Origin of the sequence: Microcoleus sp. A2-C3 (genome assembly GCF_036706065.1) — a bacterium.
GTDB lineage: Bacteria > Cyanobacteriota > Cyanobacteriia > Cyanobacteriales > Microcoleaceae > Microcoleus.
In genome coordinates this window covers 24992-37529 of record NZ_JAUBVX010000026.1, presented here as the reverse complement: position 1 = coordinate 37529, position 12538 = coordinate 24992, and the positions used below count along the sequence as shown (strand labels likewise).

14 protein-coding genes are annotated in these 12538 nt (G+C 46.1%); 7 read left to right on the top strand and 7 right to left on the bottom strand.

All coding sequences use genetic code 11. The features are described from left to right. Positions 1-43: 43 nt before the first annotated feature. The gene (locus QUB66_RS15860; RefSeq protein ID WP_106149684.1) at positions 44-352 is read right to left on the bottom strand and encodes a carbon dioxide-concentrating mechanism protein CcmK; all 309 of its coding nucleotides are present in this window, start codon (positions 350-352) and stop codon (positions 44-46) included. A 422-nt stretch (positions 353-774) separates the two neighbouring features. Then, positions 775-1092: a DUF3067 family protein gene (locus tag QUB66_RS15855; protein ID WP_293224989.1), complete on the bottom strand. Its 318-nt coding sequence runs from the start codon at positions 1090-1092 to the stop codon at positions 775-777. Positions 1093-1298: 206 nt separating this feature from the next. Between QUB66_RS15855 and petC the strand changes: the two genes are divergently transcribed. After that, positions 1299-1841 (top strand): cytochrome b6-f complex iron-sulfur subunit, encoded by a 543-nt coding sequence (gene petC / locus QUB66_RS15850; RefSeq protein WP_265239827.1) that lies wholly within the window; start codon positions 1299-1301, stop codon positions 1839-1841. Positions 1842-2056: 215 nt separating this feature from the next. After that, on the top strand, positions 2057-3046 hold the full coding sequence (petA, locus tag QUB66_RS15845; protein ID WP_265239828.1) for a cytochrome f: 990 nt from the start codon (positions 2057-2059) through the stop codon (positions 3044-3046). Between the two features lie 132 nt (positions 3047-3178). Here the strand turns inward: petA and QUB66_RS15840 are convergent, their stop codons facing one another. Then, positions 3179-3442, bottom strand: a complete 264-nt coding sequence (locus tag QUB66_RS15840) for a hypothetical protein (RefSeq protein ID WP_265239829.1) — start codon at positions 3440-3442, stop codon at positions 3179-3181. Here QUB66_RS15840 and QUB66_RS15835 point away from each other — a divergent pair. The 4 genes from QUB66_RS15835 (at position 3426) to QUB66_RS15820 (ending at position 6653) form a co-directional block, all read left to right on the top strand. Then, on the top strand, positions 3426-4277 hold the full coding sequence (locus tag QUB66_RS15835) for an alpha/beta fold hydrolase (RefSeq protein ID WP_265239830.1): 852 nt from the start codon (positions 3426-3428) through the stop codon (positions 4275-4277). The genes QUB66_RS15840 and QUB66_RS15835 overlap by 17 nt on opposite strands. A 61-nt stretch (positions 4278-4338) precedes the next feature. Next, positions 4339-4809: a photosystem II protein PsbQ gene (gene psbQ, locus QUB66_RS15830; protein WP_375339847.1), complete on the top strand. Its 471-nt coding sequence runs from the start codon at positions 4339-4341 to the stop codon at positions 4807-4809. Between the two features lie 257 nt (positions 4810-5066). Beyond that, positions 5067-6119, top strand: a complete 1053-nt coding sequence (locus QUB66_RS15825) for an NAD(P)/FAD-dependent oxidoreductase (protein WP_332970265.1) — start codon at positions 5067-5069, stop codon at positions 6117-6119. A 51-nt stretch (positions 6120-6170) separates the two neighbouring features. Further along, positions 6171-6653, top strand: coding sequence for a hypothetical protein (locus tag QUB66_RS15820; RefSeq protein WP_265239833.1), 483 nt, complete (start codon positions 6171-6173; stop codon positions 6651-6653). Positions 6654-6658: 5 nt separating this feature from the next. Here QUB66_RS15820 and QUB66_RS15815 read toward each other — a convergent pair whose 3' ends face one another. The 4 genes from QUB66_RS15815 to QUB66_RS15800 form a co-directional block, all read right to left on the bottom strand. Beyond that, complete coding sequence (locus tag QUB66_RS15815) at positions 6659-7006, bottom strand: hypothetical protein (protein WP_265239834.1); 348 nt, start codon at positions 7004-7006, stop codon at positions 6659-6661. Next, the gene (locus QUB66_RS15810) at positions 6994-7563 is read right to left on the bottom strand and encodes a hypothetical protein (RefSeq protein ID WP_332970268.1); all 570 of its coding nucleotides are present in this window, start codon (positions 7561-7563) and stop codon (positions 6994-6996) included. The genes QUB66_RS15815 and QUB66_RS15810 overlap by 13 nt, the downstream gene beginning before the upstream one ends. 140 nt (positions 7564-7703) lie before the next feature. Then, positions 7704-8120 carry an NUDIX hydrolase gene (locus QUB66_RS15805; protein WP_332970270.1) on the bottom strand — a complete coding sequence of 139 codons (417 nt, stop codon included), beginning with the start codon at positions 8118-8120 and terminating at the stop codon, positions 7704-7706. A gap of 291 nt (positions 8121-8411) precedes the next feature. Next, the gene (locus QUB66_RS15800) at positions 8412-11030 is read right to left on the bottom strand and encodes a M1 family metallopeptidase (RefSeq protein WP_332970272.1); all 2619 of its coding nucleotides are present in this window, start codon (positions 11028-11030) and stop codon (positions 8412-8414) included. A gap of 224 nt (positions 11031-11254) precedes the next feature. On the opposite strand from QUB66_RS15800, the gene QUB66_RS15795 reads away from it, so the two are divergent. Beyond that, positions 11255-12337 (top strand): class I fructose-bisphosphate aldolase, encoded by a 1083-nt coding sequence (locus QUB66_RS15795; protein ID WP_332970274.1) that lies wholly within the window; start codon positions 11255-11257, stop codon positions 12335-12337. The last annotated feature ends 201 nt before the right edge of the window (positions 12338-12538 follow it).

Here is a 12538-nt window from a genome sequence, read left to right as displayed (position 1 = left end):
CTAAAAGTTAAAACTCCACACCAAAGTTTTATCAAAACTTTGTCTACATTCGGAACTGTTCGACTTCAGGTGTGTAGCCGATCGGCAAAATGTAATCTAGATTCTCGTGGGGACGAGCAATTATGTGATACGATAGCAACTTTCCGCCATCGACCTTTTTAACTGATTCAATTCCAGCAGCAACGGCTGCTTGCACTTCAGAGATATCTCCTCTAACTATAATTGTCCAGTAGGCACGGGTTATCTTTTCATAGCGAACTAAAGTAACTCGGGCTGCTTTCACCATTGAGTCTGCAACTTCTACGGCAGCGGGAAATCCTAAGACTTCAACCATTCCAACTGCAACACCCATTACAACATTCTCCTAAATTTCACAAGATATCTGAGACTCATTGTAGGTGAAATTGTTGACAGAAATTGGTTCGGTTGATTTTGGTAAGCTAGAAATTCGATCGCCCAAAATTACAAGAACCCCATAAGCTGTTGCGACATTTATATTTCACAGCATTCTTCGCATCGGAAAGCCCGCCATACAAGAGTTTTCATCAAAAAAACTGCGAAAACTAGCTGCGCGACAGCTTAGTTTGTCAGCGCCAGCAAGTCGGCTGACAAGTTCGCCTCACGATTTTTGGGACTTTCAACTTAAAAAATCCAGCCCCGCCCAGACACAAAACTTTACAAGCCGCGCTGGGGCGATCGACCACTCCTGACTCCTGACTCCTGACTCCTGACTCCTGACTACTGACTACTGACTCCTGACTCCTGACTACTGACTTAAAACTCGTCAAGCAACCACTCTGAGGCTCTTTCGCCCAAATCCAGGGGAACGCTGACAGCTTTGCCCAAACGCGGGCGATCGCGAGTAGTGACAATGTATTCTCTCACCTGTTCCGTGCTGCCCCAGCCGTTGAGGTAATTGGCCACCGCGTCCAAATGCTCAAAATAATCAGCCTCCGTCATCGGAAAAGACACCTGTTCGAGATATTTCCACATCACCTGCACAAAAATCTTGCCCCGCGTCCGCCGCAATCTGATATCGTAAGATTTTCCCCATTTTTCTAGGAGTAGCTGGTGTAAATCCTTGCCCGTCATGGTTGCTCCTGAGTGAATCTCTTAAACAATAAAAGACAAAGTTCAAAAAATGTAATAATACTCTAATAAAGGCTGGAAGGCTCATTCTTAAAAGGAATTTTCGCTGCCTAAAGTTGGTGCGAGCAGATGGGCTGCGACTACGCCAGTTATCTGCACGTACAAATTCCCTAACAAACAAACGTAACTTAAAACCGTAAAGGCAGGTCATGGCTCAATCTTCTGCTGGAAATCCCGATGTTCCCGATATGGGGCGTCGCCAATTTATGAATTTGCTGACGTTCGGTACAGTCACAGGTGTGGCACTGGGCGCACTCTATCCCGTTGTCCAGTATTTTGTTCCTCCGTCGAGTGGGGCAGCCGGTGGCGGTGTCACTGCTAAAGATGCTTTGGGCAACGACATCATCGTTAGCGAATATTTGACTTCGCACCCCGCGGGCGATCGCACCTTAGCCCAAGGCCTCAAAGGCGACCCCACCTATCTTGTGGTGAAAGAAGACTTATCTCTCGCCGACTACGGCATCAATGCAGTCTGCACTCACTTGGGTTGCGTCGTGCCTTGGAATGCTAGCGAAAACAAGTTTATCTGTCCTTGCCACGGTTCTCAATACAACAGTGAGGGCAAAGTGGTACGTGGCCCCGCACCTTTGTCTCTGGCCCTGGCCCACGCCACTGTCGCAGATGACAAGATTGCTTTTACCACTTGGACAGAAACAGATTTCCGCAGCGGCGAAGCACCTTGGTGGTCTTAGTTGTGAGTCATTAGTCATTAGTTAGCAGTAAAAACTTATTAGTTATTAGTCAGTATTTAACAACTAATAACTATGGAATTAAGACTGCGGATTAATAACATCAGCTAACGACAAATGACTAATGATCAATTACTAATGACTCCTGTTCGCGAGCTTTTAAGCTCGCACTTCTGATCAATCACTAAATTGTCTGACCTTTGAGATTGAATACTCTAATGCCACAAACTAATTTATCTGCGATATTTCGCCGCAGTGCCGAGACGATCGCCAAAACTGCCTTAATTGCGATCGTCACCGCCGCATTTTTCCTCACCAGCGATATCGCACTTCCCCAAGCAGCATTTGCTTACCCTTTCTGGGCCCAGGAAACAGCACCCGCTACTCCCCGCGAAGCCACAGGCCGCATTGTTTGCGCCAACTGCCACCTCGGTGCAAAACCGACTGAAATTGAAGTTCCACAATCTGTTTTACCTGACACAGTTTTTGAAGCTATTGTCAAAGTTCCCTACGATCAAAGCGTGCAGCAAATTACCGGCGACGGTAGCAAAGGCGGCTTGAATGTAGGCGCCGTTGTGATGTTACCCGAAGGTTTTAAGATTGCTCCCGCTGACAGAATTCCCGAAGAAATGAAGGAAAAAGTCGGCGATCTTTACTTCCAACCTTACAGCGAAACCCAACAAAATATTGTTTTAGTGGGCCCGCTGCCTGGTGAACAATACAAAGAATTGGTATTCCCAGTTTTGTCGCCAAATCCTGAAACTGACAAGTCAGTTCACTACGGCAAATATCTAATTTATGTCGGCGGCAACCGTGGTCGCGGTCAGCTTTATCCTACAGGCGCTAAGAGCAACAATGCTGTTTATAATGCTTCGGTAGCTGGCAGCATTTCTAAGATTGCTCAACCGGAAGATGGCGGTTATGAAGTGACAATTCAACCAGCAGAAGGTGCAGCGGTTGTTGATACAATTCCCGCAGGCCCAGAACTGATTGTTACTGAAGGACAAACAGTTGCTGCCGGCGAACTTTTGACGAACAATCCTAATGTGGGCGGTTTCGGTCAAAAAGATGTAGAAATTGTGCTACAAAGTGCAGGTCGAGTTAAAGGATTGATGGCTTTCGTGGCTATAACCATGCTGGCTCAAATTATGCTGGTTCTTAAGAAGAAACAGGTCGAAAAAGTTCAAGCTGCTGAAATGAATTTCTAAGCAGGACTTTCATGAGTTGGGTAAGCCGATATATGCGTACCCAACTATTAGGTAAGTAAGGCGGGTATTCCCCGCCTTATTCTTTAGATAAATATCACAAACGCGCGATAATAACTAAAGCCTTCTTCTCTACTAAATTTTTTCTTCTCTCTTCTCTTTTCCCTCTTCTCTTTTCCTTCTTCCCTCTTCCTTCTTCCTTCTTCCCTCTTCCTTCTTCCTTCTTCCTTCTTCCCTCTTCCTTCTTCCTTCTTCCCTCTTCCTTCTTCCCTCTTCCTTCTTCCCTCTTCCTTCTTCCCTCTTCCTTCTTCCTTCTTCCCTCTTCCTTCTTCCTTCTTCCCTCTTCCTTCTTCCTTCAACATCTACTATAACAAGTAAAATAATGCCAATTGATGACAAAACAATTCAAGTAGGCGCGCTGGAATGGTTTTATCGGGAAACAAATCCGGTTAACGAAAGTGATAAACCACCAGTGTTGCTGCTGCATGGTTTGCCTTCCCAAAGCTTTACCTGGACTGCTCTGATGCCGGATTTGGCAGCCCAGGGATTTCGATCGATCGCGCCGGATTGGGTGGGCTACGGGCGATCGACAAAACCAGACAAACGCGACTTTGCTTACACTCCCGATGCCTTTGTTGATGCCCTCAGTGGCTTTATTGAAACACTAAAATTAGACAAATTTTCCCTAGTTGTCCAAGGATTTTTAGCATCTGTCGGCATTCAATACGCTTTACGAAATCCCGATAAAATAGATCGTTTAGTGGTCATAAATACACCAATTTCAGCAGATATCAAATTGCCTTGGAAAATGCAGCAGTTGGGGCTGCCTTTTATTGGCGATATGATCACCCAAGACCCACTTTTGGTGGACAGAACCCTCGAAGGCGGCAGTCGCATCAGAGTATTAGACAAAGATTTAGATGTTTACCGCCGCCCGTTTTTGAAGAGTTCGGATGCGGGGCGATCGCTAATGAATACAGTCCGTAACATTCAATTGCCAAAATCAATGGCAGAAATTGAATCCGGCTTACAAGGATGGACACAACCAACCTTATTTGTGTGGGGTTTAACCGATCCTTGGCTGAGTGTTGAACCAGCTAAAAAATTAGTCAGTTCCATGAAAAATGCCGAGTTAGTCACCCTAGAAGAAGTCTCGCATTATCCTCAAGAACATTGGTCAGAAAAAGTTGGCGATGCTATGATAACTTTTCTGCGCCGTCAGGAGGTAAAATAATATTTTGTACCTAACTCTCGGTGCGTAGGGGCGGTGTACCCGTACCCGCCCGCAACGAGAAATCAAAAATCAAAAATCAAAAATCGATATGACTCGTCCCCGTTCATTTTTTGCCTTGATGATGGCGTTTATGATGGCATTTCTGGTTAGTTGCAGTAGTGTCGAAGCAAAAGTTCCCACGACTTACACAGCAGCCCAGATCCAGCAAATTCAGCGCTATGCTCCTACCCTGACAGAATTCCGATCGCGCATGGACAACCTAGGAACCCTAATTCAAAACAGAAATTGGATTGATGCCAAAACTTACATTCACGGGCCTCTAGGCGACTTGCGCGGCACCATGAAAACCGTGTCAGGCACTTTGTTACCCAAAGCTCAACAAGAAGCTGTTGATTTGACCAAGAGTTTGTTTGCTGATTTGGTGGAGATTGACAACGCTGCTAAAGTGGCTGACTATGCCAAAATCACGGCTAGTTATCAAAAAGCTGTGAATCATTTCGATAGTTTCTTGCAGCTAATTCCTAAAGCCTAATCACTTTAGATAAGAGGGCGGTTGAAACTACGTCTATACAAACGATGTCCGCCGGACGCCAACTGAAGATAAGACGGCGGTTGAAACCGCGCCTACAAAAACGAAGTCCGCCTCCGCGGACTGAAGAAAACAACGTAAAACTTAATTTTTACTGCCCGTTCTTAAACCCGCGTCGGCGGGTTTTGTTTGTAGAGACGCGGTTTCAACCGCCCGGTCTTCTTCTTCTATAAAATCTAAAATCTAAAATCTAAAATTGAATGATTCGCGTTGCAATTATTGGTTGCGGTATTGTCGGGGCTTCGATCGCCTTTGAACTAAGTAAATCCCCCGAACTAAAAGTCACAGTGTTCGACAAACAGCAGCCGGCACAGGGTTCTACAGGTGCAGCGCTCGGCGTGTTGATGGGAGTTATCAGTCACAAAACTAAGGGCAGAAGTTGGAAATTGCGGGAAACCAGCCTTCAGCGCTACGAAACTTTGATTCCTGAATTGGAAGCAGTTACGGGGCGGAAAATTCCGTTTAATAAACAGGGAATTTTGATGCTGTGTTCGGAGGGAGAGGATTTAAGTAAGTGGGAAAAGTTGATCGCAACTCGCGAATCTCAAGGTTGGAAATTGGAACTTTGGGATGTGGAACGAGTGCGCGAGTTTTGCCCTCATCTTTATTTAAATGATCAGATTATTGCAGCAATTTATTCACCTCAAGACCGGCAAGTCGATCCGATCGCGCTAACTTTGGCTTTGGTGGATGCTGCTGCACAAAATGGGGTGATTTTTGAGTTTGGGGTGGAAGTTGAAGGGTGGGCGATTGCTGCTAGTGGCGAGTTCGATCGCCTAATTGTGTCGGCTGGTTTGGGTTCTGGGGCTGTTACTGCATCGTTAAATCAATTGGTGGACATTCGCCCGGTGTTGGGACAAGCGCTGCATTTGCGGTCAAAAAATCCTCTAGGAAACCCAGATTTTGCGCCAGTAATTACCTGCGATGACGTTCACATTGTACCTTTAGCCAATCAGGAATATTGGGTGGGGGCGACGGTGGAGTTTTCGGAAAATGGCGGGGAAGTTCAGGCGAATACTGATATGTTGGATGAAGTGATGGCAAGGGCGATCGCCCTTTGTCCGGCCTTAGCAGAAGCTGAAATCCTCAGAAAATGGTCAGGATTGCGCCCGCGCCCCGAAGGACGGCCCGCCCCAATTATCGAAGCCCTTCCCGGTAACAGCCACGTTCTCGTCGCTAGCGGCCACTACCGCAACGGTGTGCTGCTGGCCCCTGCAACCGCGCGATCGATCCGAGAGATGATTTTGCAATAATTAACAAATGTTAATACAATAAATAAAGCCATTCATATCTTACATCTAAAAATGTCCGACAAACCTTTAGGTAAACCCCGCTCCTTGTGGCGAGTAATTTTGCTGTCGGGAGTCAGCTTGCTACTATATTACGGCTGGTACAAATGGATTATTCAAGAAGAATTGCGTCGCTATAACGGCAAGGGTTGGTCGGGGACACTTTGTTTATTGCCCTTTGTTTTAGGAGTAGCCGTCCCCCAAGGTTTGCGGATATTCGATCCCGACGTTCCCGGATGGTTTGGTTGGTTTTCCTTCGTGGGGATTGCTTGGATTTACATCGTGCAGTTCAAACTTTACAACACAGTTAACGAATTGTACAGCCAAGAAGGAATCAAAGAACCACTAACTGTTTGGTGGATGTTTGTACCAGGTTTAAATTTAATTGTCGGCTTGCGGCAAATTCACTTTTTAAGCCAGTTTTGGGCTAGAAAACAGGGCATTGAAGTTAAGGATAACTTAGCCGAAAGCATTCCTTTCCTCTCAGCTAACGCCTAAATAAATTAAGCTCCAATCGCTGGGCGCTGCGAGTAAATTTCTTCTATAAGCAGGTCACGCAGTTCATCAGCAATGTCTGTGGGAGGGTTGCCTGCGAGGGCGCGTCCAATCAGCCGTTCTGCTTCCCGGAGTTGGGCACACTCAATGGCAAGTACGGCGGCGCTCCGATGCAGTATAGAACGAGTAGGCTCAAAATCCCATTCGTTTGCTACTAAATCCGCTGCCGCCCGTTCTTTCGCAAAGGCGGCTCTGGTGAGTGCAGTCACTTGGTCGATATCACCGCACTGACGGGCGAGAACGGCTCGATCGACCAGTTCCATTGCTTCGTGGTGAAGGGCTTCTACGGTCTGCATTTTTTGACGATCCGTGCTTTGGGAGTACCGAACTCAATTACAGATACATAGCCAGGAGCTACGTTATCTGAAGGGCGGATTTGTTCTAATTTTATGTTAACTCTGGCTTGAATAATGCTGTCAGAACCTTTACGAATCCCAGATACTTCTAAGCGGGCTTTGCGCTGAAATAGCGTGCCTGGATCTTCGAGCGAACCAAGCCAAAAGTCAAAACCTAAGCCTTTACCTTTGACAGAACGTTCGATGATGGTGAGTCCAGTGAGGTGAGGCATGATGAGCGCCGCGATACCGTAGGCTCCATATTCAGTGGCCACTTCCCGATCGGCGTTGAACCGACGGATAGTATCATCGATCGCATCCCATTGAATTTGGATTTCACAGGGTTGAATCCCCTCGATTTTCAGCGTCACAGGGATAGACTGTCCTGCATGGTCGAGGCAAACGGCGGCTGCATCTGCACAGATGGCTCCGAAGGTGAGTGACCAGCCTGGACGTTCTGGCTTGTTATCGCGCAGGTCATTCAGGGAGAGAATTTTAATCGGGTTAAGGTTGGTCATCTGAGGAGATGGCTCCGGGCGATCGCATCTCCAGAATTTTACAGCATATAGTCTTCAGTCATGTTGTTCTTTTAGCGAGTTCACCCGAATTTATGGTTGAAAACCAAAGTATTGGTAAACCTGCCCTTACCCATGACTCTTCACCAGAACCGATGCGGCAAATCCCCCAAAATGAGTTTGAATTCCGGTTCATTAACCCGCTTAATTGCTTTAGGAATACTTACCCACTGCCGCTTTCTCTTGCTAGCTTCCGGCCAAATTTCTAGAACTGCTTGCACTTGCATTAAAAATACTTCTACCTGACAAGTGTAGCCGGACTTTTGATACTCGTAAGTACCCAGCAAATCCGGGAACACTTTACCCAACAAACCTGCTTCTTCCCAAGCTTCCTTGGCGGCCGAATCTTGGGGAGTCATGTCAGGTTCAATTAATCCTTTGGGAATCACCCAGCGCTTGCTAGCCGAAGAAGTAATCAGCATTACTTCAATTTCTCCGTCTTGAATGCGATAGGGAATTACCCCCGATTGATCAACCAGTAAAGCGATTTTTATACTCATGATTTCTGCAATATTTCTGGCTGCAAAAGCTGCTGTAACCTCATGAAGGGTTTACAACTAAAAAATAAAAAAAGCATCCTAATTTTAGACACTTCCCAAGTTGAGACAGCAATAAAGTGGATAATAAACATATTTGGCTTTTCCTGTCTGTCGAAAATAGGAAATTTCCCTGCACTCCCACGGAACAATAATATTATTATAATAATAACCGCGCGCCATCCTCTACCGACAAGCAGATAAAAGCCGATCGCCCAAATATGCCTCTATCTGCGCCGGTATGCGGTTTTCCCTCTAATCTTTCTTCGCCTTAGCCTCCAGATTTTCCATCCGACTCCTCAAATCTTGATTCTCCTTCTTCACCTGGTCTAACTCCTCCCGCAACTGCTTCACCGCTGCATCAGAACCAGCATTTTTCTGCACTCTTTGCACAGCTTCATCAGCCATCATACGGACGCGGCCGTCGGGAGTTTGGTCAGCTAAAGAACGCAAAATCCGAATGGCTTTGCGAGTTTCCATCTGTCCTAAAGCCACTACTACAGATACTTGAGTCAAGAAAAACGTCTCTTTAGATAATTCTGCCAATCGGTGCAAAATCCGTTCTAAATTAAGCTTAGTTTGACCTGTTGAAATTGTCCCCAAAGAGCGAATTGCAGCCAAGCGCAAAGCTTGCGGAGTACCGATAGCTGTATATTTCAAAATTAGATTCAGCGCATCTTCAGAAGTTTTCATTTGTGCCAAACCGGCAATAGCACCCGATCGCACAACCTCATTCCAGCCCTGACGCTCTTTCAAAACCAATTTTAACTCTTTGAGTACCTGTTCGTCCGTCGGTTTTTCGTCGGGATTCGCCCCTGCGATCGAGCCCATAGCACTAGCTGCGGCCGCTTCTACATAATAGCTGTCGTCGCCTTTTTCGACGATCGACCTCAGCGCCTTATAAGTTTCGTGAGTCTTGATTTGGCCCAGCGCATTCACCACAGCGCGGCGAACCCTAGCATCTTTATCTTTCAAACCACTTGCTAAACCATCAAAAGCTTGGTCGAGTTTAATTTCAACTAACTGAGTAGCCACTTCAGCCCGCACAGCCCAAAACCGATCTTTTTTGAGAACTTCTGACAGCGCTTTCACAGCTTCCAGTCCTCCCTTTTTCGCCAAAGCTTTGGCTGCGTAAATCCGGGAAACCGGGTCAGGGTCGAACTGCAACTGAGCTTTTAATTCGGCAACTCCATACTCTAAAACAACGGTTTTTAAGTATTTATTGCCCACATCAAAACTGATAAATGCGGGCTTCTCTTCTAGCGGAAAATAGAAACTTTGCTCGCGTTCGTGCACTCGAACCGTGAAGGTTTTTATATTAGCAGCACTTCGCTCGTCTGCATCTTTTTCCGGCTTATAACCGAAGCCGATGGGAATTTTTAGGTCAAAGACATCTTTGCTATTACCGTTGTCCTTTTTGCTATCTTTTATCTGAGTTTGTGTGACAGTCACTTTGGCTAATTTGTTGTCGCCATCCCAGGAATAAGCAATTTTGTAATCTGGATGACCGCCGCGATAAACGTACTGATCGAACAAAAACATTAGATTGCGACCAGTCGCCTTTTCGATCGCCCTTAGCAAATCGATCGTTTCCACAGTTTGGTGAGCGTTATCCCGCACAAAAGTGTGAATTGCTTTGTAAAATAGTTCGTCGCCTAACTCGGCGTGAATCATGTGATACACGCAAGCGCCTTTTTCGTACAAATGGCGATCGTACAATTCGATCGCTTCGCGGTAAACGTGAGTGACAATTGGGCGGCGGTAGCGAGAACTGTCTTCAGCTAAATAATTGCGGGCTTCACCTAACATATAATAAGCCGCATCTTCTTTGCCGTATTCTTTGTTAGTCCACAGCACCTCACAATAGGAAGCCATACCTTCCTTGATCCAAGCATGAGACCAGTGTTTAATTACTACTAAATCACCGAACCATTGGTGAGCCAATTCATGGGCTACCAAGCTTTCTGTAGCGCGATTGTCGAGGCTGGCGCGTTCGTCTAACAAGCATCTATCTGTTAGCAAAGTTGTCGAAGTATTTTCCATGCCGCCGAAGATGAAATCATCGACGCAGACTTGAGCATATTTAGGAAAAGGGTAAGGATATCCAAATGCTTCAGAGAAAAATTCAATCATTTGGGGCGTTTTGCCCATGCTGCGCTTACCGTCGGCTTCGCGGCCTTTTTCAACGTAATAATTAACTGGTTTGCCGTTCCATTCGTCTTTGATTTCGGCAAAATCTCCGACGGCTAAGGTCATTAAATAAGTTGGGTGCACCTGAGTTTGCGACCAGTGATAAATTTTATCGTCGCCGTCATTTTTTGTGCTAACTAATTCGCCGTTAGAAATGGCAAATAGTTGTCTCGGAACTTGCACTCGAATTTCCGAAGTAGCGAGTTGTCCGGGATAGTCGAAGCAGGGAAACCAGAAGCGAGAATCTTCGTCTTCGCCTTGAGTCCAAACTTGTGTTGGTTTGTCTGGATAGTGTTTGTCTGGGCCGACAAAATAGAGGCCGCGCTGGGGTTTTTCGACCGAGTATGCGATCGCGATTGTAATTGGTTCGTAAGCTGTTGTTGGTTCGTGCAGTTGAATTTGCAGCACTTCGCCGTCGCTGTCGAAATCTTGCTTAGTTTCGCCGACTTTTACTGATTTAATGTCCAGGTTAACAGCATCTAAGGTTAATTTGTCAATACCGCTGCGAACTGGATTGATGCGGATGCTGCAAGTGCCGCGAAAGCTTTGTTTGGGAATATCTAGCACTAAATCGAGGAAAATATGCTCTACTTGTCCGGGGCGATCGGGGTTGTAGTGGGGTCTGGCACCGGGCATCTCGAAGGATTTGTGGCTGTTTTCAGAATCAAAGTAAGTGTGTGACATTGTGATGGCGGAGTTGTGTGTCGATCGGCGATCGCTGGTGTTTTCGCTGCTGCGGAACTGCCAGCTTATTCTAGAGTAGCGCGTCCCGCTGCTGTTGTCTCTAATCTTATTAAAAACTTGGCTGATAATTGCCTGGATCGAAAATATGAATTGTTTGCTACAATATCAGCAAGGCTAATGTCTGCAATCATCAGCCTGCAATTGAAATTGAGAGGGAAATCTGCATGACAGCTACAGTATCAGTTCCCAGTGCGATCGCATCTTTGCTGGGCGACGAAGCCGAAGACTTGCTCACCCATCAAGCAAAAGTTTCTAAAGATTTGTTGCACCTGCCAGGCCCGGATTGGGTCGATCGCATTTTCGCTCAAACCGATCGCTCTCCTCAAGTTTTGCGATCGCTCCAGCAACTTTATTCTAGCGGACGCTTGGCAAATACTGGCTATTTATCGATCCTACCAGTAGACCAAGGAATCGAGCACTCGGCGGGCGCTTCTTTTGCACCAAATCCCATCTATTTTGACAGCGAAAACATCATCAGACTAGCAATCTCCGCAGGATGCAACGCCGTTGCGACAACCCTGGGAGTTTTGGGAAGCGTATCTCGCAAATACGCGCACAAAATCCCTTTCATTGTCAAGCTCAATCACAACGAATTGCTGACTTATCCCAATCAATACGACCAAATAATGTTTGCATCAGTCGAACAAGCTTGGAATTTGGGAGCCGTTGCAGTCGGAGCCACAATTTATTTTGGTTCGCCGGAATCGACGCGGCAAATCCAAGAAGTTAGTCAAGCTTTTGCCCACGCTCACGAATACGGAATGGCAACAATTCTGTGGTGCTATCTCCGCAACGATATCTTCAAGCAAGACAAAGATTATCACTTAGCAGCGGATTTAACAGGTCAAGCAAATCACTTGGGGGTGACAATTCAAGCTGACATTATTAAGCAAAAATTGCCCGAATGCAACAACGGCTACGCAGCAGTCGCTCAAGCCAGCGGCGAGAGTTACGGCAAAACCAACAGCCTGGTGTATTCGGAATTGACAACGGATCACCCGATCGATCTAACACGCTATCAAGTGCTCAACTGTTATGCGGGAAGAATGGGTTTAATCAACTCCGGCGGTGCTTCGGGAAAAAACGATTTTGCCGAAGCCATTCGCACCGCAGTAATCAACAAACGCGCTGGCGGCTGCGGCTTAATTTCCGGCCGCAAAACTTTTCAGCGTCCCTTTGAAGAAGGTGTAAAATTGTTCCACGCCATTCAAGACGTTTATTTGTCGTCCGAAATTGCGATCGCCTAATTCATTAATATCAGCCGTAGGGTGTGTCGCCTGCGATCAATTTTTGCCAAAAAATGGACAATCTCATAGCGACGCACCAGCACGAATCAAGAACTATTCTAAACAATCTCAAAAATGTATTTTATGAATAATCAGTATAAATATTATAAATTGCAATTTAGCTGTAATATTAATAGTAACCTAACAGATATACAGACAAAA

Coding starts and splice junctions, on each gene's coding strand:
- QUB66_RS15860 (WP_106149684.1), bottom strand. CDS start 352: ATGGGTGTTGCAGTTGGAATGGTTGAAGTCTTAGGATTTCCCGCTGCC.
- QUB66_RS15855 (WP_293224989.1), bottom strand. CDS start 1,092: ATGACGGGCAAGGATTTACACCAGCTACTCCTAGAAAAATGGGGAAAA.
- petC (WP_265239827.1), top strand. CDS start 1,299: ATGGCTCAATCTTCTGCTGGAAATCCCGATGTTCCCGATATGGGGCGT.
- petA (WP_265239828.1), top strand. CDS start 2,057: ATGCCACAAACTAATTTATCTGCGATATTTCGCCGCAGTGCCGAGACG.
- QUB66_RS15835 (WP_265239830.1), top strand. CDS start 3,426: ATGCCAATTGATGACAAAACAATTCAAGTAGGCGCGCTGGAATGGTTT.
- QUB66_RS15825 (WP_332970265.1), top strand. CDS start 5,067: ATGATTCGCGTTGCAATTATTGGTTGCGGTATTGTCGGGGCTTCGATC.
- QUB66_RS15820 (WP_265239833.1), top strand. CDS start 6,171: ATGTCCGACAAACCTTTAGGTAAACCCCGCTCCTTGTGGCGAGTAATT.
- QUB66_RS15815 (WP_265239834.1), bottom strand. CDS start 7,006: ATGCAGACCGTAGAAGCCCTTCACCACGAAGCAATGGAACTGGTCGAT.
- QUB66_RS15810 (WP_332970268.1), bottom strand. CDS start 7,563: ATGACCAACCTTAACCCGATTAAAATTCTCTCCCTGAATGACCTGCGC.
- QUB66_RS15805 (WP_332970270.1), bottom strand. CDS start 8,120: ATGAGTATAAAAATCGCTTTACTGGTTGATCAATCGGGGGTAATTCCC.
- QUB66_RS15800 (WP_332970272.1), bottom strand. CDS start 11,030: ATGTCACACACTTACTTTGATTCTGAAAACAGCCACAAATCCTTCGAG.
- QUB66_RS15795 (WP_332970274.1), top strand. CDS start 11,255: ATGACAGCTACAGTATCAGTTCCCAGTGCGATCGCATCTTTGCTGGGC.